At 46.3% G+C, this 20,098-nt stretch carries 15 protein-coding genes and 1 riboswitch; of the genes, 4 read left to right on the top strand and 11 right to left on the bottom strand.

What is annotated here, in order from left to right:
* Nucleotides 1-55: 55 nt before the first annotated feature.
* The gene (gene panB, locus L5L98_RS05860) at nucleotides 56-898 is read right to left on the bottom strand and encodes a 3-methyl-2-oxobutanoate hydroxymethyltransferase (RefSeq protein WP_263139264.1); all 843 of its coding nucleotides are present in this window, start codon (nucleotides 896-898) and stop codon (nucleotides 56-58) included.
* A 187-nt stretch (nucleotides 899-1,085) separates the two neighbouring features.
* Between panB and L5L98_RS05855 the strand changes: the two genes are divergently transcribed.
* Nucleotides 1,086-2,015: a helix-turn-helix transcriptional regulator gene (locus L5L98_RS05855; RefSeq protein WP_317633949.1), complete on the top strand. Its 930-nt coding sequence runs from the start codon at nucleotides 1,086-1,088 to the stop codon at nucleotides 2,013-2,015.
* 105 nt (nucleotides 2,016-2,120) lie between these two features.
* Here the strand turns inward: L5L98_RS05855 and L5L98_RS05850 are convergent, their stop codons facing one another.
* From L5L98_RS05850 to L5L98_RS05815, 8 genes are all read right to left on the bottom strand, one after another.
* Nucleotides 2,121-3,836 (bottom strand): proline--tRNA ligase, encoded by a 1,716-nt coding sequence (locus L5L98_RS05850; protein WP_263139260.1) that lies wholly within the window; start codon nucleotides 3,834-3,836, stop codon nucleotides 2,121-2,123.
* A gap of 84 nt (nucleotides 3,837-3,920) precedes the next feature.
* Entirely contained in the window at nucleotides 3,921-4,085 is a 165-nt protein-coding gene (locus L5L98_RS05845) for a hypothetical protein (protein ID WP_216822558.1), read from the bottom strand.
* 27 nt (nucleotides 4,086-4,112) lie between these two features.
* Nucleotides 4,113-4,742: an acyltransferase gene (locus L5L98_RS05840; protein ID WP_263139254.1), complete on the bottom strand. Its 630-nt coding sequence runs from the start codon at nucleotides 4,740-4,742 to the stop codon at nucleotides 4,113-4,115.
* Complete coding sequence (tsaA, locus tag L5L98_RS05835; protein WP_263139252.1) at nucleotides 4,743-5,477, bottom strand: tRNA (N6-threonylcarbamoyladenosine(37)-N6)-methyltransferase TrmO; 735 nt, start codon at nucleotides 5,475-5,477, stop codon at nucleotides 4,743-4,745.
* A 207-nt stretch (nucleotides 5,478-5,684) separates the two neighbouring features.
* Nucleotides 5,685-6,065, bottom strand: a complete 381-nt coding sequence (gene rcsF, locus L5L98_RS05830; RefSeq protein WP_263139249.1) for an Rcs stress response system protein RcsF — start codon at nucleotides 6,063-6,065, stop codon at nucleotides 5,685-5,687.
* A gap of 78 nt (nucleotides 6,066-6,143) precedes the next feature.
* Nucleotides 6,144-7,490: an amidohydrolase family protein gene (locus L5L98_RS05825; RefSeq protein WP_263139247.1), complete on the bottom strand. Its 1,347-nt coding sequence runs from the start codon at nucleotides 7,488-7,490 to the stop codon at nucleotides 6,144-6,146.
* Complete coding sequence (locus tag L5L98_RS05820; protein ID WP_263139244.1) at nucleotides 7,490-10,579, bottom strand: amidohydrolase family protein; 3,090 nt, start codon at nucleotides 10,577-10,579, stop codon at nucleotides 7,490-7,492. The genes L5L98_RS05825 and L5L98_RS05820 overlap by 1 nt, the downstream gene beginning before the upstream one ends.
* 215 nt (nucleotides 10,580-10,794) lie before the next feature.
* Entirely contained in the window at nucleotides 10,795-11,187 is a 393-nt protein-coding gene (locus L5L98_RS05815) for an H-NS family nucleoid-associated regulatory protein (RefSeq protein ID WP_028761125.1), read from the bottom strand.
* A gap of 310 nt (nucleotides 11,188-11,497) precedes the next feature.
* On the opposite strand from L5L98_RS05815, the gene L5L98_RS05810 reads away from it, so the two are divergent.
* The 3 genes from L5L98_RS05810 (at nucleotide 11,498) to L5L98_RS05800 (ending at nucleotide 15,114) form a co-directional block, all read left to right on the top strand.
* Nucleotides 11,498-12,247, top strand: coding sequence for an electron transfer flavoprotein subunit beta/FixA family protein (locus L5L98_RS05810; RefSeq protein WP_006082338.1), 750 nt, complete (start codon nucleotides 11,498-11,500; stop codon nucleotides 12,245-12,247).
* Nucleotides 12,248-13,174 (top strand): electron transfer flavoprotein subunit alpha/FixB family protein, encoded by a 927-nt coding sequence (locus L5L98_RS05805; protein ID WP_263139241.1) that lies wholly within the window; start codon nucleotides 12,248-12,250, stop codon nucleotides 13,172-13,174. It begins immediately after the preceding gene.
* Between the two features lie 95 nt (nucleotides 13,175-13,269).
* A riboswitch (Lysine riboswitch) is annotated at nucleotides 13,270-13,466 on the top strand.
* A gap of 79 nt (nucleotides 13,467-13,545) precedes the next feature.
* Complete coding sequence (locus L5L98_RS05800) at nucleotides 13,546-15,114, top strand: Na+/H+ antiporter NhaC family protein (protein ID WP_263139239.1); 1,569 nt, start codon at nucleotides 13,546-13,548, stop codon at nucleotides 15,112-15,114.
* Nucleotides 15,115-15,258: 144 nt separating this feature from the next.
* Here the strand turns inward: L5L98_RS05800 and L5L98_RS05795 are convergent, their stop codons facing one another.
* The gene (locus tag L5L98_RS05795; RefSeq protein ID WP_263139237.1) at nucleotides 15,259-17,409 is read right to left on the bottom strand and encodes a M3 family metallopeptidase; all 2,151 of its coding nucleotides are present in this window, start codon (nucleotides 17,407-17,409) and stop codon (nucleotides 15,259-15,261) included.
* Nucleotides 17,410-17,613: 204 nt separating this feature from the next.
* Nucleotides 17,614-19,713 carry a multiheme c-type cytochrome gene (locus L5L98_RS05790; protein ID WP_263139438.1) on the bottom strand — a complete coding sequence of 700 codons (2,100 nt, stop codon included), beginning with the start codon at nucleotides 19,711-19,713 and terminating at the stop codon, nucleotides 17,614-17,616.
* Nucleotides 19,714-20,098: the final 385 nt, after the last annotated feature.

Here is a 20,098-nt window from a genome sequence, read left to right as displayed (position 1 = left end):
TTGTAAATTTCGATTTATCGTTTATTCGATTGCTGGATCATTTAATTTTAGACAATTAATCCGCAGTAACCTTAGTCGTTTTGCTGAGGCCAAAGCAATGCTCCGATGTTGGAAACTCACCCGTTCTCACTTCTTGGGCATATTGGGCGCAGGCCTTAGTGATCAATGGTCCTAAGTCGATATAGCGTTTAGCAAATTTAGGCGTGTAGTCAGAAAATAAGCCTAAGATATCCTCAGTCACGAGCACTTGACCATCGCAGGCGGGTGAGGCGCCAATGCCTATGACTGGGATTGAGACTCCTGCCGTCACTGTGCGCGCCGCGAGCTCGGACGTGCCTTCAATCAGTATGCTAAAAGCGCCTGCTTGCTCAAAGTCTTTCGCTAAACTAACGAGGGCTTCGATGGCGGCAGCATCCCTTGCTTGGGTTTTAAATCCACCCAATAGATTCACGTGTTGCGGCATTAATCCTATGTGTGGCATTACAGGGATCCCTCGCTGGGTTAAAAAACGAGTGGTGTCGAGCATCTCTGCGCCACCCTCAAGTTTTACCGCCTGCGCGCCTGTGCGTATCAATACTTGGCTGGCATGTCTGAAGGCTTGCTGAGGCGATACTTGATAACTCCCAAAGGGCATATCGATAATAACGCAGGCATGTGCTGCGCCGCGAGTGACAGCAAGACCATGATTAATCATCATTTCTAAGGTGACCCCGAGTGTAGAGTCTTGCCCATAAACCACCATGCCGACGGAGTCGCCGACGATAATCATATCCACATGGGGATCGATAATTTCTGCCATCGGCTTTTCATAGGCGGTTAGAGCAACTATGGGGGTTTTACCTTTCATTTTTTGTAATGTAACGGGCGTTACGCGATTTTTATCCATGTGGATACTCATGTCATCTCCAATTTATTCAGTCTGATATGACATGTTAGCGTTTGCAGCTTTGGCTTTAGCTCGATAGATTGACTTAATGTCTAGATATAAAGACACTTCTTTGCATAAAGGTACTTCTAAACAAAGAGGCGCTTCTATACGGAAGAGGCTCGATAATACGAAAAGAAGCTTCGATATAAAAATCACCTTGGGCGATAACACCTTGAATCAAGTCACTGACACGCATTTATCCCAGCAGCATATTACTCAGCACACGCAGGTCGCACCTTCACGTTTAGCCGCCGCAGGGCTAAGTGCCTCCATCGTGTTGCTTAAGCGAACACTCAAGCCGTTTGAACATGTGCAGCGCCATAGTCATTCCTGGGGACAGGTCATTTATGCCAGTCAAGGCGTGTTGAGTGTGATCACGCCTGCGGGGCGTTACATTGTGCCGCCTGAGCAAGCGGTGTGGGTGCCTCCCTTTGTCGATCATGAGGTTATCGCGCTAGGTCAGGTGCAATTGAGTAGTCTGTATTTGGATGAAACCCGGATAGGCGGGTTTCCACCCGACTGCACTTGTTTGAGTGTGAAGCCTGTTTTGCAGTTATTACTGCAAGAGGCTAATGCCTTAGTGAAGAGTGAGGCTGGGCTAATTGATCCCGATTTTAAGGATCGCGTCATGCGGCTCTTGATGGTGATCCGTGATTTTATGGTACTCGCCCCTAAGGTCGCCTTGGATTTACCTTATCCTAGGGATAAAAAATTACTGCGCATTACCGAGGCTTTGCTTGCCGATCCAAGTGAGCAACGTACTTTGGTTGATTGGCAGCGGGAGGTCGGTGCCTCTGCCCGCACGTTAGCGAGATTATTTAAACAGCAAACAGGGCTGAGTTATAGCCAATGGTTGCAAAGGCTTAGATTGCAGGTGGCGATTCAAATGCTCAGCCGAGGTGAATCTGTGCTCACTACAGCGTTATCCTTAGGTTATGCCTCGGGTTCAGCCTTTGGTTATATGTTTAGGCAGTTGATGGGTGTCGCTCCGAGTCAGTACCTGTTAGCGCAAAATACCTTGCCCAAAATACAGTGCCAAAAATACAAAGATAAACAGCCACAGATAAAAAGTATTGTCGCGAGTTAATGTGATCTAAGCAGGTCAATAAAAGTCCAATAAAAAACGCACTTAAGCTGGGCTTAAGTGCGTTTCGTTTTGATCGTTAAACTTTTCTACATTTCGCGTTGAGGCTTAGCCTTTAACTGCGTTTTTAAGGAAGTCGAGCAGTTGATCAAATGGAATATCTTGCTTTTCACCGGTACGGCGGTTTTTGTATTCAAATACCCCAGCGTCGATATTGCGATCGCCAATCACCACAGTGTGTGGGATACCAATCAGTTCCATATCGGCAAACATTACACCTGGGCGCTCTTTACGGTCGTCCAGTAACACTTCGATACCCGCTTCGTTTAAGTCTTTGTATAACTGCTCGGCGATATCGGTGACGCGGTGCGACTTGTGCATGTTCATTGGCAGAATGCCCACGCTAAATGGCGCAATCGCTTCTGGCCAAATGATGCCACGGTCATCGAAGTTTTGTTCGATGGCTGCTGCTACAATACGGCTCACGCCGACACCGTAACAACCCATTAGTAGCACCTGTGACTTGCCATTTTCGTCAAGTACAGTCGCGTTCATCGATTTAGAATAGTTAGTGCCCAGTTGGAAAATATGGCCCACTTCGATACCACGCGCCATAGCATAAGTGCCTGAACCATCTGGTGTTGGTTCGCCTTCGACTACGTTACGGATATCGGCAACTTGCGCTGTCGGCAGATCGCGTTCCCAGTTGATACCAAAGTAATGTTTGTCATCCACATTCGCACCAGCAGCAAAATCGCTCATGACGCTAACGCTGTGATCGATAACGATAGGGATTTTAAGACCGATAGGACCAAGTGAACCTGGACCTGCGCCAATGGCGTCACGGATTAGGGCTTCTGGCGCCATTTCCAATGGTGATGCGACTAAATCTAACTTGTCGGCTTTGACTTCGTTGAGTTCATGGTCACCGCGAACGATTAACGCCACTAGCGGAGCGGCTTCGGTCGCACCTTTAACGATTAAGGTTTTGACCGTTTTGGTGATATCCAAATCAAACTGCTCAACTAATTCCGCAATGGTCTTCGCATTTGGGGTATCGACTAAACGCAATGCTTCAGTGGCTGCGCCGCGTGGTTCAGTTGGCATAGGTGATTCGGCTTTCTCAATGTTAGCGGCATAATCGCTGCCCGTTGAGTAAGCAATTAAATCTTCACCGCTTTGTGCTAGAACATGGAACTCGTGTGACATGCTGCCACCGATTGAACCCGTATCAGCTAAAACTGGGCGGAAAGCTAAGCCCATGCGCGATAGAATGTTGCTATAGGCTGTGTACATAGCCTCATAGGTTTCATTCATGGTATCGACGTCAAGGTGGAAAGAGTAGGCATCTTTCATCAAGAATTCGCGTGAGCGCATCATGCCAAAACGTGGGCGAACTTCGTCACGGAATTTGGTTTGAATTTGGTAAAGATTCAGCGGTAATTGCTTGTATGAGCTGACTTCTTTACGAATGAGATCTGTGATTACTTCTTCATGGGTTGGCCCCAGTACGAAGTCGCGATTGTGACGATCTTTAAAGCGTAACAGCTCGGGACCAAACTTTTCCCAACGACCCGTTTCTACCCACAAGTCTGCCGGTTGCACCATAGGCATTAGAATTTCAATTGCACCGGCTTTGTTCATTTCTTCACGAACAATGGCTTCGACTTTACGCAGTACACGTAAGCCCGTGGGAAGGTAGCTATAAAGGCCCGACGCATTACGACGGATCATGCCCGCACGTAACATTAATTGATGACTAATGACTTCTGCGTTGGCAGGAGTTTCTTTCTGTGTTGATAGCAGGTACTTGCTGACGCGCATTACCGATGTCCAAATTTGAGTTGAATGGTCGCCATTTTATCACCTGCTTTGGTGATGTCACCTAGGGATTTAGGTTAAATTCAACTAGCTGGGAGATAAATAGCATTTTTTGATGCTGGATAACGGATAACGGATAACGGATAACGGATAACGGATAACGGATAACGGATAACGGATAACGGATAACGGATAACGGATAACGGATAACGAAAGGAAGAGCGCTGTGCTGTTAGAGCGTGACTTCGTCACTGCTAGTATCAAGATAATCCTTACTGCTTACTTATCCCGTCTATCACCAATCACTTTGGCGGGGTTGCCTGCCACTATCGCCCAGTCGGGCACATCTTTCGTCACTATGCTGCCCATACCCACCACAGCGTGATCGCCAATGGTCACACCATCGACTATGCCGGCCTGAGCGCCAATCCACACATCTTGGCCAATAACAATGCCTTTGGAGTTGGCAGCTTGTTGATATATGGGGGTATCTGGCGCCATGCCATGGTTAAAGGCGTAAAGGGTGACATTATTGGCGATGCGGGTTTGATTGCCTATCTGAATTCCGACCCTGCCGCCATCGAAGGAGCAACCATGATTAATCGCCACTTCGTCCCCTAGCGTGATAGGCCCATGCAAAAAACACTCGGCGGCGATCATGCAGCGATTACCCATGCGGATATCACGATTGGGTTCGGCGAATAACTGCGCCTCGGGGGCGATAAAGCATTGCTCGCCGATAGTTACCGTTTCGAGGGCACAAAGTTTTGCTTGGATCTCATCCTGCCAAGGTTTAGCCCAGATTAAATGTTTCTCTTTTAAAGAAAAATACAGCCACGGCATCCAAGAGAGCCGCTTTTTATGCTGGTTTTGATAATCAGGTTTTGATGTAGGCGTTGGCGCAGACATTTAGCCACATTTCCCCGGTTTGAGTTCCAGTACCAAGATGTATTCTTGGTCATTATCATCGACTGCCATTTGCCAAAACACATCTAAATCATAGAGGGCGACTTGGTATAACTTAGGATCGTCCTTGGCTTTTTTATAGGCTGGGCGCGGATCTTGCCCCAAGACTCCGCGGATAAGTACGGCTAAATCTGTGTAGGTTTCCTGCTGGGCGTAACGCTCAATCTGTGTCTTGGCATGGTCAGAATACACCACTGAAATCAGTTTAGGCGCGTCTTGGGCAATGCCACCCACAGCATCGGTAATCGAATCTGAGAAAGGAATGTATGGCTTAATATCAATTATCGGTGTGCCATCGAGCAGATCCATACCGGAAATTTCGAGGCACACTTTGCCCTTGCGCTGCACTACACCGTGCAATTTCACTACAGACTGACCTATACCATTGGGGCGAAAAGTGGAGCGAGTGGCGAACACGCCGAGTTTTTCATTGCCGCCTAAACGCGGCGGGCGCACTGTGGTTTTCCAACCTTGGGCAAGATTCTCATGGAAGCAAAACAGTAACCAGAGATGTGAATATTGCTCTATGCCACGCACCGCATCGATATGATTCACATGGGGCTCTAGTTCGACATAGCCGCGCGCTTCAACAAGTCCGGGTTGTCTTGGAATGCCAAATTTTTGTTTATAGGGCGTGCGGCATGTTGCCACTGCGATAATTTGGTTGGTAAATATCATGCAAAAAATTACCTAAAGGGTAAGTATAACAACCGCCTAAGTTCATCATTCTAAGCTCATCATTTAGGCCCATCTTTGAGCGCTAATTACGCAGCGTAGGTAATGAAACGATTAGTCATTAAGCGTTAGCCATTAAGCGGTTGATAGGGGCAATCTTAGAACACTATAGGATCACGCCACGAGCAGTATGCTTAATATGCGTGAGGCTTACTCTGTTGTAGCCGTTTTTACTGCTTGACCAACGCATAATGCACGGCTGATACAACCTTGGGCAGCTTCTTCAAATATGACACATTGCTTGATGATAATGCCGTTAGCCCCTTTATCTGCCGCATTGCGACGGGCTCCAGTTCTGGCATCGGCAAGTGATGCGGGCGCACCGTTGGTATCGGCCTGACAGGACTCACCTTCGACCAATCCTTTTAACTCATAATGACCTTTAGGCAAGGTATCACCTTCATAAAGGACGACATCGGATGCCTTGAAATAGTCATTAATCGCCTCACTGTCCAAATTACTGTTAAAACTGTAGTCGCTTGCACAGGCACTGAGCAGGAGCACTAATGCACTTGAGAGGATAATTTTCATGGTTTGACCTGAGGTTGAGGAGAAAACTGCGCAGCCTTGGTAGGCTGCGCCGATGCGATATTATTATCTGAGTAAATTCTACCGCTTAAGGTACTTTTGATAAAGCTGCTGATGGCGATTATTCAGATCTATCTGCCGCCCTTCAATCCAGATAGCCTCAATTTTATTGGTCATAGGGTCGAGAATGTCCCCTTCGGACAGCACGACACTGCCTTGGTATCCCATCGCTATCGCACCTAAATCCTCCACACCTAACAGTTTTGCGGCATCTAAGGTGATGGACTTAAGTGCTTGTTCAGGTGTTAAACCATAGGCGGCGCTGTAACCTGCGGCGTAGGGGAGGTTACGGCTATTCCAGTCCGATGAGAACCCAAGGGCGAAGGGAATACCTGCATTGGCGAGTAAAGATGGGATTTTAAAGGGTAAATCAACTGGCTCATCTTTACGTTTAGGCAGACTCAAGGTATGAGGGTAAATGACTCCAGCCTTAACTTCCCTTAGGCTTGAGTCCAAACGCCATGCATCGTATCCGCCGACAATTACCAGTTTGAATTGGTATTTTTTCGTCAAGGCGATCACTTGCTCAATTTGGCCAACACTGTCGGCATGGGCAAACAGTGTCGCTTTGCCTTGGTATAGCGGCAACATGGCCTGCCAGCGCAGGTTGTTGGTCGCGGACTGGGGATCTTCATTCTGGTTTTTGTCTTTGCCGTTAGCCTTATCACTTAAGAAATAGCGATAGCCATCTTCAAAGGCGATATTGAGCTTGTCGATTGCCTGCTGATTTTTCTCGATGGCCTTGGCTTTCTCTTTTTCATCTTCTGGCATGCGTTTGATTTGCGGCCAATAGACATGGAACTGTCCAGCACTTGGCGTTATCGCATCTTCAATCGTCCATGCATCGAGATCCACCAGTACCGATTGTCCAGCTAACCCATCACCGCTCGGAACGATTTGTGCGTGGGTAATGCCGTTGTAACGTATGGTCGGGATGAGCTCCGAATCCGGATTGTAAGCTGTGGCCGTGCTGATCTGCGGATTGATATAACCCACCTCGGCGTTATCAACCGTTGGGCGGCTCATTTCAATTTCGACTAAGCCTAAACTGGTGTCTAGGGCGATTAAGCCCGGATACAAGTGTTTACCGCTGGCATCGATGATTTGAGTGTCACTGGTTTCTGCGGTTGTATTGTTGATTTGGCTAGTCAGTTTAGGCCCAACGGCCGTGATTTTTCCATTTTCAATTAAGACGTCTGTGTTGCTGAGCACGCCTTGACTGACTGTGTGCACAGTGGCGTTTTTAATCAGTACGCTGCGGCTTTGTTTAGGCGTGGGTACGATATCATTGGCCATAACTGGGGCCTGCGTGGTGCAAATTGCGCCGAGTAGCGCCACAAACAAAACGGTTTTAGATAAATGTTGCATTATTTGGCTCCCTCATAAGCGTGGCCCCATGCCTGATAGTGGGTGTCGCAGTGCCACTGTGGCTCGTTGAGTGGCGTGACTTTTTCACCCGCTTTACTTTGGTCATCACTGCTGAGAATTTTTTGGATAAGTGCGGTGCGCTCGTTCACCACAGCTTGTTGGGCAACTTGGTCTTGGTCGCGGTCAAAATAGCGTTTTCCTTCAACCCATGCCTGCGTCACTTTGGCGTAAATAGACAGCGGCTCTGCGTTCCAGAGTACGATATCGGCCATTTTGCCTGGGGTGAGTGAACCCACAAACTCATCGACTCTTAATTGTTTGGCTGGATTGATAGTGACCATGTTCCAAGCATCTTCCTTCGACATATTGCAATACATCATAGACTTAGCCGCTTCTTGGTTGAGTCTGCGCTGCATTTCATAATCGTCTGAGTTAATGCTGGTGATCACCCCCTTGTTTTGCATCAGACACGCGTTTTGCGGAATCGCATCATACACCTCAAACTTATAGGCCCACCAATCGGCAAAGGTCGATGCGCTAGCACCATGGGCAGCCAGTTCACTCGCCACTTTGTAACCTTCGAGCACATGGGTAAAGGTTTGTACTTTAAAGTGATAGGCCTCGGCTAAGCGGATAAACATCAGGATTTCTGACTGCACATAGGAATGAATATGTACGTCGCGTTGCTGGTTTAATACTTCGGCCACTGCTTGCAGACGGTAACTTGGGCGCGGAGCGACAGTTTTCTTTTTATCGCTGGAGCGCAGATTATCATAGGTTTTTAACGCCTTTTCATAGGCGATAGCAGCGTCGAAGGTTTCTTCAAATAACGCTTTGACTCCCATGCGAGTCTGGGGGAAGCGCTGAACAAATTTCTCACCCCAGTTACTCTGTTTGACGTTTTCACCTAAAGCAAATTTGATACTGGCGGGCGCGTTAACAAATTTGAGTTGTTCGGCTGGCTCGCCCCATTTCATTTTGATCAGTTGTGATTGGCCACCGATAGGGTTGGCGCTACCGTGGAGTAATTGCGCGCTGGTGACGCCGCCCGCTAAGGCGCGATAGATTGAAATATCGTCGGGATTAATAATATCGCCAATGCGTACTTCAGAGGTAACTGCGTCTGTTCCTTCGTTAGTACCGCCATTAATGGCGATATGCGAGTGTTCATCGACTATGCCGGCGGTGAGGTGTTTACCTGTTGCATCGAGGACTTGATAACCTGATGGTGTACTTAATTGTTGGCCAATTTTTTCGATGCGGCCATTGGCCATCAAGAGATCAGCATGTTCGAGAATGCCTTGCTTATCCGATGTCCACAGGGTGGCATTCTTGATGTGTAGCTTCTCAACATTAGGGGCTTCGCTCAGTCCGTAAGCAACGTTAGGGAAGGTGAGGTGACTCACTAGGCTCGTGTTGGCTTCATTCTTGGGAGCATGATTGCTTGCTTGGTCTGCTTTTTTGAGCTTTGCAGTTTGAGTTAAAGCGACACCGGCAACATTTGTAGTGCGACTTTTTGCATCGACCATACGACCTTGAATGCCGTCATCGGCCATCCACAGCGTAAAGCGGCTAAGGCCGTTAATGCCTGCGGCGCTCAAATCGGCAGTAAAGCTCAATCTCCCGTTATCATCTAACTTAAGTTGAGTGAGTGAGATTCTTTGTTCGCCACTGCTTAAATTGCCTTGGATGTTGGGTTTATCACTTTTACTTTCATCATGTAGCGATAAATCTAGCGTGAGGTTATTGAGGCTTAATTGGTAATCTCCCAGTAATCGTGCTTGGGGAAGTGAGCGCAGACTTTGCTCCTGACCTTGCAACCAAACACTGTAGATTTGGCCATCTTTAAATATATTGCCTTTAGTGATAACAAAGTCAGCCATATAACCGGGCGCGAGTTTACCGGTAAAGTCCGCGGTGCCTGTCATCTCTGCGGCTTGGGTGGTGAGTGCCGCGAGAGCGTTTTCTTCACTTAAACCTTGGGCAATAGCCTGGCGTAGGCGCGGCCAGAAGGCATCGGTCTTAATCCCAAACTGCGTTAACGCAAAGGGGATACCCGCGTTAGCTACCGCTGCAGGGTTGGTTGGTGCACGTTCCCACTGTCTTAAATCCGCCAGTGATACTTCACGATCAGCGTCATCTGTGCCGACATCGGGCGCCTGCGGATAGTTTAAAGGCAAGATCAACGGATAGTTCAGCGCCTTTAACTCATTGATGCGTGAGTATTCTTGACCATTACCAAGTAGGTTGGCTAGCAGTTTATGTTCTTTAAGTAAATGGGCTGCACGTAATTGGTCGTTGAGATTTTTGGTTTCAAAGATAATTTGCTTATCGGCTAAATTATCTAAACGCTCAAAGGCGATATTAAATTCGACTTGATTGTTTATTGCGCCATTGACAGGTTTGTTTTTATTTTGGTTATACCAATTTGCATCGGCAAAGGTTTGCCTAATAAGTGCAATGCTGCCCATTAATGATGAGGGATAATCTTGTTCAGACGAACCTTTATCGAATGCCATAAAAGGTTGACTGCGGGCGCGATAAATCACTTCATTAGCAGTTTTGTCCGCTAATGAAAGGCTGACACCCGTCCCACGGAAGATACCGTCGAGTTTGCTACTTTGCACACTGGTGAAACCATTATTAATCCACTCTTTTGCGCGTTCTTTATTGGGGTAAACGTAATTAAACCATTCTTTTTCAGAATGAATTGCACCATTTTCCGCATTACCACCGATACGCTTTATATCATAGACGGGGCGAGTGAGCTTAAGTTTGGGATATTCGAATTCAATCCCATAATCGGTAAAAGGATCGATAAATCCGGGATAAATTGTATAACCACTCAAATCGATTCTAAATGCGCCAGCGGGAATGTCGTTGTGCTCAATAATGGCTTTAATTCGATTATTTTCAATTAATAAAGTGGCATCGCTTAAACGTTTTCCCGGGGCAATAATTAATTCAGCATGGGTAAATGCAGTGAGTTTACTGGATGTTGTTCCAGTATTGAGCTGGGCAAATGTTGTTTGTGATACTAAGCTAGCGATTATGCTGCAGCTTATCATTATCTTATTGTTTATCTGCATTATTTTATTCAATTGAGTGAGGGTGAACAAAGAGTAACTGAAAGCAGATGTAAATACTAAGGCTGAATTGTAACGTAATTTGAGCGGGAGTGAGGTGCAGAATTAACGGCTGTTGTTTAAGTTTGAAACGATTGATGGATATAAAAAAGCTCGCAACTAATGCGAGCTTTTATGCAAACTGGTGTTGGCAATTAGCGCCATCACACTTGGTTGGATTAGATTAAGAAATCTTCCATAGAACGACCTTTGTTGATCTCGTTCTTAAATACGGTAGGCATACGGCCTTGGCCAGTCCATTGAACCATTTCACCGTCAACTTCAATTTGGTATTTAGCTGGACGAGGAGCGCGTTTCTTCGCAGCAGCTTTAACAGCTACGCCACCTAAGTCATCAATTGATAAACCAACGGCTTCCATTTGTTGACGGATTTCTTCAATCTTAGCATTACGAGCTGCCATGGCTTGTTCTTCTTCCTCAGCCATAGACTCGCGTTCTACTAAAATTTTATCTAATTTGTCGGCTAAATCACGTAACTCTTCAACGCTAAGTTCTTTAACTGCTGCTTTAAAACGACGGCCGTGAGTTAATATCTCTAAAAATTCGCTCATATCTATTTTCGTCCCACTCTAATTTTTAATACAGGATAATGGTGAACAACACCTAAATGATAGAAACTAATATAGCTCGAATCAAATAAAATTATGCGTTTTAAGTAAATTAAATATTATTTATATTTTGAACTTTTCTTATTTACTCAAATAAGTGTCCAAAAAAGTAGCCGTTGCGCGGATTAAAAAATGCAAACAGGCGTTTGACTTTGGTTGACGTTAACGTTAACAGGACGTAAAGTTGCTCTATCCTGCATTGGTATTAACCAATGTTTTGTCCATGTACATGAAAGTGTAGGAAGGAAACCCTATGAAAGTATTGGTGCCCGTTAAGCGCGTTGTTGATGCCAATGTGAAGGTCAGGGTCAAAGCTGACAATACAAGTGTTGACACTGCAAACCTAAAAATGGCGTTGAACCCTTTTTGTGAAATCGCAGTAGAAGAAGCGGTTCGTCTAAAAGAAGCGGGTAGCGCTACTGAAGTGGTTGTTGTCAGTATTGGTAATAAAGCCGTGCAAGAACAATTACGTACAGCGCTCGCATTAGGCGCAGACCGTGCGATTCATATCGATACTGAAGAAGAACTGGTGCCAGTATCTATTGCCAAATTGCTCAAAGCGGTACAAGACAAAGAACAAGCTGAACTGGTGATTTTTGGTAAGCAATCTATCGATGGCGATAACAATCAAACCGGCCAAATGTTCGCAGCGCTGATGGATATGCCACAGGCGACCTTTGCTTCTGAAATCAAATTGGAAGGCCAATCTGTGCAAGTCGCTCGCGAAGTTGACGGTGGTATGCAAACCTTACTTATGCCGTTACCTGCAGTCGTGACTGCCGATCTACGTTTGAACGAACCTCGTTATGCTTCACTGCCTAACATTATGAAAGCTAAGCGTAAGCCATTAGAAGTCTTTACAGTGGCTGACTTGGGCGTGACGTTAAAAAGTCACCAAACGGTTGTGAAGGTCACTCCGCCAGCAGAACGTAAAGCGGGCATCATGGTAGCGTCGGTAGCTGAGCTAGTTGAAAAGTTAAAAAATGAAGCGAAGGTGATCTAAATGGCCATTTTAGTATTAGCTGAACATGATAATGCCGCACTGAAACTCGATACGGCAAAAATCGTCACTGCCGCCCGCGCCATTGGCGATGAAGTGCATGTACTGGTTGCGGGTCACCAATGTGGCGCGGTTGTCCAAGCTGCACAAGCACTACAAGGCGTTAGCCAAGTGCTTGTTGCCGATGCCAGCGTGTATGAAGCGCATTTAGCGGAAAATTTTGCCAAATTGCTGGTGGACTTAGCGCCAAACTATGGCCACATTCTGGCTTCTGCTTCGAGCTTAGGTAAGGACACGCTTCCGCGCGTGGCGGCATTATTAGATGTTGCGCAAATCTCAGAAGTCATTACCGTCGTCAGTGCGGACACCTTTGTGCGCCCTGTGTATGCGGGTAACGCCTTAGCGACAGTGCAAAGTCATGATGCCATCAAAGTGATGACAGTGCGCGCCAGTGCGTTTGATGCTGCACCAGAAGGTAACAGCGCGGCTGTGATGACACTCGATAAAGTGTTTGAAGCGAGAACTCAGTTTGTTTCTCAATCCCTGACGGTATCAGCTCGTCCAGAATTAGGTAATGCTGGCATTATCGTTTCTGGCGGCCGTGGTATGGGCAGTGGTGAAAACTTCGGCATGTTAGAACAACTTGCTGACAAGCTTGGTGCTGCGGTTGGCGCATCACGCGCGGCAGTTGACGCTGGCTTTGTGCCTAACGATTTACAAGTCGGTCAAACCGGAAAAATTGTTGCGCCTAACTTGTATATTGCCGTGGGGATTTCTGGCGCGATTCAACATTTAGCGGGCATGAAAGACGCAAAAGTTATCGTTGCTATCAACAAAGACGCGGAAGCGCCTATTTTCCAAGTTGCCGATTATGGCTTAGTTGCGGACTTATTTGAGGCGGTTCCTGAGCTGATCACAAGTCTCGGTTGATTTAAAATGTGATCTAGGTCACATTAAGTGGCTTTGCGCTAGCATCTGCTAAGCCGCTTATGTTTTTATGTGCCTCACGCTCGGGTACGGGCGTTCTTAGAAGTAGAGGCGCGCCAAATATTAGTAGTGATCAGTAGGGTGATTCCGTTGATCGATTGCGAAAGGATTTGGTGCCGAAGTGGTTCGATTTATCACGATCAACTGCTGGGGTTGTACCTAATAGGTGCAACACTGCCATAGTATTTTCCGATACGGATATTGGAAATAGTTACTATGGAGCGCTACTGATAGGACAGGTGACCTTGGGTATCTATTGCCTTTCCCCACCAGTTCAGTCGCCCTCCATTCGTATTTAACGAAGATAATAATCAATGACTGTTATGAATTATGCCGATTCGGCACTTTCCTTGCTGCCGCCTGCGGTGGCTATTGTGTTGGCGATCTTAACTCGCCGTGTACTGCTTTCTTTGGGGTTAGGTATTTTAATTGGTGCTTTATTGCTCAATCAATTTTCACCTGTAGCGACGGGTGAATTTGTATTTAATGGCGTTAAAGGACTTTTTTGGACGGGCGAAGGCCTTAATTCGTGGAACTTATATATTCTCGGTTTCTTAATTGTACTGGGAATGATCACAGCGTTAATTACCGTAAGTGGCAGCGCGCGGGCTTTTGCCGATTGGGCTCGTTTACATATACGTAATAAACGTGACGCTAAATTATTAACCATGTTTTTAGGGTGTGTGGTTTTTATTGACGACTATTTCAATAGCTTAGTCGTAGGTTCGGTCGCTAGACCTGTTACCGACCGTTATTATATTTCCCGCGCTAAGTTAGCTTATTTATTAGATTCTACTGCGGCACCTGTGTGCGTTATTTCACCAGTATCAAGTTGGGGCGCGTATATTATTGCACTTATTGGTGGAATATTAACGGCCCATGGTTTTGCTGATACTGGCCATTTGAGTATTTTTATTCAAATGATCCCAATGAACTTCTACGCAATCTTCTCCTTGTTATTATTACTTTTTGTTGTCTTTATGGGACTAGATGTTGGGCCAATGCGTGAGCATGAGCTCAATGCCCAACGTGGTAATTTATACGATGAGTCTAAAGGATTACCGCCTGGGGCGAACGCGGATTTACCTGAAGCCGAAACCGGTAAGATTTTAGGTCTGTTCCTGCCGATTACCGTGTTGGTATTTGCAACCCTCTATTTCATGATTAACAGTGGCGCTCAAGTACTCGCGGCGGAAGGGATTGAATTTAATATTATTTCTGCTTTTGAGAAAACCGATGTCAGTTCATCACTTTTCTTTGGTGCATTAATTGGTCTAGCGGTTTCGCTGATATTGAATTTAGTGCAAGGCGTTGAGAAATTGATGATAGTCAAAGGTATAGTGCAGGGCGCTCGCTCTATGCTGCCGGCGATTTACATCCTGTTATTTGCTTGGACAATCGCAGGTGTGATTGGTCAACTCGAAACCGGTAAGTTTATGGCGAGTTTAGCAACAGGAAATATTCCGTTCGCGTTTTTACCCGCCTTAATGTTTGTGCTAGCAGGTATTACCGCGTTCTCAACTGGTACTAGCTGGGGTACGTTCGGGATCATGTTGCCGATTGCTGCTGATATGGCGATGGGAAGCCACACTGGCATGATGTTGCCTATGCTTGCCTCTGTGCTGGCGGGGGCTGTATTTGGCGATCACTGCTCGCCAATTTCCGACACGACTATCTTGTCGTCTACGGGTGCTAGTTGCCACCACATCGACCATGTGGTGACTCAACTACCTTATGCACTCATTGCGGCGTTTATTAGCTTAGTGGGTTATGTGGCACTTGGATTTACCGAGTCTGTTGTCGCGGGTTTAGTGGCTTGTAGTGTGGCATTTGTGATCAGTATTATCGTACTTAAAATCAAATCGAAAGGCGCAATTAGCTAGACATTAATTGAAACCTTTCACTGCAAACGTTCACGTCAAATAAGTCAAAATAAATCAGCCAGCATTATGCTGGCTGATTTTTTTGGTTAAGGCTGAGTTTGTCTTTATCTTTAGCCTATCGCATTAAGGCTACCAACTCTTAGCTTAGCGTGCTTGATCTAGACCGCGGCGTTTAAGTAAGCCTTCCGTGGTTGGTTCTTGTCCGCGGAAGTTTTTGTAGGCGTCCATTGGCGCTATGCTATTACCCACTTCACGGATCGTTTTGCGGTACTTCATGCCGATTTCACGATTGAGCCCACCTTGGGTTTGCACATAGGCAAACGCATCCGCCGCTAAAATCTCACTCCACATATAAGCGTAATAACTTGCCGAGTAACCGCCGGGGAAGGCGTGGGCAAAATAGGTCGACTTATAACGCGGAGGTACGGCACTGATGTTTAAGCCGTGCTTTTTCAGGGCATTGGCTTCAAAGGTTGGTACATCTTGCTGCGGCGTATCTGGGCTTAATGAATGCCATTCCATGTCTACTAATGCGGCGGCCATGTATTCCAGTGTGTCAAAGCCTTGGTTGAAGCTGCCAGATTTCAGCAGTTTTTGCAGCAGTTCATCGGGAATGGGTTTGCCCGTTTCGTAGTGTTTCGCGTAGTTCGCTAACACTTTTGGATGGGCTGCCCAATCTTCTTCAAACGTCGATGGAAATTCGACAAAGTCGCGTGAAACCGAGGTACCCGCCAGACTTGGATAAGTCACTTTAGAGAACATGCCGTGGGTGCCGTGACCCATTTCATGGAACATAGTGGTGACTTCGTTATAGCTGACGAATGTGGGTTGACCTTCGGGCGCTTTCTTTATGTTCATCACGTTGACGACCACAGGTTTAGTGCCTTCGAGGAAGGATTGACCGACGAACGAACTCATCCAAGCGCCACCACGTTTACCTTCACGGGCAAAATAGTCGGCGTAGAAAATGGCCATGCTTGAGCCATCGGCATCAAACATTTCGTAGGCTTTCACATCGGGATGGTAAACCGGTAAATCTGGGCGTGGTTTTAAGGTGACGCCATAGAGTTCTTTGAGTGTGTAGAATACGCCGTCTTCGAGAACGCGGTTAAATTCGAAGTATGGGCGAATGCTATTTGCATCGAGGGCGTATTTTTCTTGGCGGACTTTTTCTGCGTAAAACTCCCAGTCCCACGGTGCCAGTTCAAATTTCCCACCGGTTTTAGTGATCATGGCTTGAATGTCGGCCGCTTCTTTCTCTGTGTTAGCAACTACCGCAGGCACCATTGAACCAAACATGCTGTAAACCGCTTCGGGTGTTTTGGCCATTTGCGGTGCTAATCGATAACTTGCCCAGTTTTCATAGCCTAATAGTGTTGCGCGCTCGGCTCTGAGTTTCGCTAAACGAGATACGAGTGACGCAGTTTCGTTTTCACCAGTTAAGCCACGGTTCGCTGAGGCTTCCCAAATACGCTGGCGTAGCTCACGGTTTTCCAGTGATGCCAACACAGGTTGGCGAGTGGTGTTGGTGATGTTAATCAGATACTTGCCATCGTGACCGGCCGCTTTGGCATCGTTCGCGGCCGAAGTGATTTCACCGTCGGTTAATCCAGCAAGTTCACTTTTTGAATCCACCACAACGGCGATTTCTTTGGTTAAGCGTAATAAACGCTGAGAGAACTCATTCGTTAGTGTTGATTGTTCTTCATTTAACGCGCGGATTTTAACTTTTTGTTCATCGGTAAGTTTAGCGCCAGCCATGATAAAGCGTTGGTGATATACCTCAACCAAACGTACGGCTTCTGGGGTTAACCCTAAGTTGGTGCGGTCGTTATAGATGGCTTCGATACGGGCAAATAGCGCTGGGTTTAAGTTGATATTATCTGAGTGGGCCGCCATTTTGGGCGCCATTTCCCCTTGGATTTTACGCAGTTCTGGATTGCTATTTGACCCTGCTAAATTATAAAACACGCTTGATGCGCGGTTGAGTAGGGCGCCACTTTTCTCCATAGCCACAATCGTATTATCGAAGGTTGCTGCTGCCGGATTATTGGCTATTGCGAGAATTTCTTGGTACTGCTCTGCCATGCCTTGCTCTAGGGCTGGCGCGAAGTGCTCATTCTTGATGAGGCTAAAATCGGGTGCTTGATATTGCAGATTACTGGCTTGGAACAGCGGATTTTGGGTTGGTACCGAGATAACGTTAGGTGCTTTAGTTTCTGTGCTGCTGCAACCTGCCATGAATCCGGCGGTGAGAGTGGCGCCGATGGCGATGGCAATAAAACTTTTATGCATAATTGAGTGACTTCCTTTGAATTGTTGTTTTTTAGGACTGTAACGTTAGTAACTTAAATAGGACTGAAAATGGCTTGTTATCGGGTAATGTATAAGTAAAAAAAGGAGCCTCGCATTAGCGAGACTCCTTTGGCTATTTCCTTGCAGGGAAAATAGGTACCGCTTTTTACTTACTTCTTAATCACGCGATGATGAGATGATTAATTAGCGAGTAAACTTGTGGTATTTATCAATACCAGAACTTCTACCTGTGTCATGACATACTGCACAGGATTCAGAGGTCGGTTGTTTAAACCAGTCAGCAACCTTTGGTATGCTGATTTCACCACCGTTGCTTGCCATATGCGCCTTAGCTGAATCGCTAGTGTGGCAGGCATAACAGTTAGCGGTGACTGGGCTTGTCATTTTGCTACCTGGCTCAGCGATGTATTGATTTGGCACTTTGCTTAAATCAATCGCTTTTTCATGACAGGCAACGCAGCTAGTAGAGGCTTCAATCGCGCCTGCACCGTTTGCGGTTTGCGCTTGAGTTCCATCAGCTTTAACTTCACCGACTTTAGCGCCATTACCCCAGTGCCAGCTGTGCACCATAGGACCAAAACCTGCGCCTAAGGCTGCTGAAGTACGTTCCATGCCGTTGTCATGGCAGGCGATACAAGCTTTACCACCTTCATCGAAGGCACCATTTTTGTGGAACGCAGTGGCATCGTTGTGACAAGTAGTACAGCTGTTAGTACTCGCTATCTCACGACGTTCGAAGCCAGAGACCTTTTGAGTGGTGACAGGGTTAACGACATCTGAGTAAGCCGTAAAGGATATACCCATAGAACCATCATAACCTGTCGCTCTTAGGCTACCATTACTTTGGTAACGTTGATTGCCATCATATTCCATCCAACCAGCGGTACTGAATGTCACGCGGGCAGAATAAACATAGTTAGCATTCACTGCGCTGATATCTGTCAGTAAATGACAGATATTTTTAGTGCCGTCAGTGTTGTAACCATAGTAGTAGTTAGTACGGTTACCTGGGCGACCCACTAAGCTGCCATTTTCATAGGAATGTAAATAAGCGCCCGCATAAACTACGGGTTTCTTAGCGTCATATACTAGCGGGCTAGAATAGTTAAAGTTGTCTTTAATGCTAAAGACGTTACCATCGGTGTCTTTCACTGTCAGCGTTGTACACCAGCCTGGGGCGGTTACTGCAGCCGCAGCACCTGTTGGCGCATAGTGGTCTGTCTTGGTAGAAATATCATCTACTTTAACAGGTGTTGATAGACTCAATTTATACTTAGCGCGAATCGCTTGGCGTTCGGTTATACCCGCTTTGCTTTCGTGCATAATGCGCAGATCCGCACCATTACTTGGGATAATAGCCCCTGGTACGCCACCACTGTCATGGCAATCAATACAACCGGGTCCAGCTACGTTGATGTTTTTAGGTGCTTCAACGTGACAAGATGTACAGTTTTGTACTGAAAAGTCTTTAGTAAAATCTTGGTGATTGATATGACCAATTTTAGATAGGGTGTTTGTCGCATAGCCACCCGTAGAGAAACCTTCAGCATTGACAACTGCGCGGCTAACTGAGCCGTGACACACTAAACAGCCTTCCACGAAGGTGACTTCGCTGTCCATGCCGGTAGCGACATAGCTTGCATGACGACGAGGGCTTGTTGAATAGTCGATATGGCAAGAGTAACAACTATCAGTTGTGGTTGAATGGGTGCCTTCAGGTTTGTTAACGACCAGAGGTTTAGAGGTCGCAATACCATTATTACCACCGACACGTAACCAAACGATACCTTCAGTGCTTGGATTAACCCCTTTCATTGGCACTTTAAATTGGTAATGACCATCAGCTAAAGCGGTCAATTCAGCGCCGACGGTTGCTTGAGTTGCTTCACCGCCAATATGGACGTTATCTGCAACACCATTTTTATCAGCTTCGGTGCGGTTAGTGATGAAGCCTTTATCTGTTAGTGCCGCCACTTTGGCTTGAGCATTTAACAGTCCGTTGATTAGGTTATTGTTTTCATCTGTAATTTCAAATTCGTAAGTGATACTGCCTTCGCCAAAGCTATAGTTGATCACTTTGACGTTAGTCATAGTAGAACTGGTGACAGGGGGCGGTGTTCCAGGCTCACCGGGTGTTCCAGGTTCACCAGGTGTTCCAGGGATACCGGGCGTTCCTGGTGCTCCATCTACACCATCTTTACCATCATCGCCACAGCCAACAAGGGCGCCAGTTAGTGCTAAGGCAACTAAATATGCCAGTTTTCTAGAGGTGAAAATTCTCATCATAATCTCCATTTGATCCAATATGCGAATAAAGGACGGAGTGGAGCACTAAAGTTTGCAGGGTAGATTAGTGCTTTGACCGTTGGTCTCAATTTGCAAGCTATCGAATACTTTTCTTTTTTTAATTGAGCACGTTTTGTCTCGAATGAAATATTACTGTTAACGCTATGTTTATTTTTTGAGCGCAAGCCCATTTATACCTATTACTTTGGAGGTAGATCGCACTTTTTAAATTTAACTTTTACTAATTTTTCCTTATGAAACAACATTTAAGTTTCAGTTAAGCTTTCATTAACAATTGAACGGCATCGGGGCGTTTTTTATGTTTTTTGCAGGGAAGAGTATTAAATGAAGTGGACTAGAAATATTTCAGGAGGCGATTGGG

Origin of the sequence: Shewanella sp. SM23 (genome assembly GCF_025654295.1) — a bacterium.
In the GTDB taxonomy this organism is placed as follows: Bacteria; Pseudomonadota; Gammaproteobacteria; order Enterobacterales; family Shewanellaceae; genus Shewanella; species Shewanella oncorhynchi.
The sequence above is the reverse complement of the archived record's forward strand: the minus strand, read 5'-3'. Positions and strand labels throughout refer to the sequence as shown.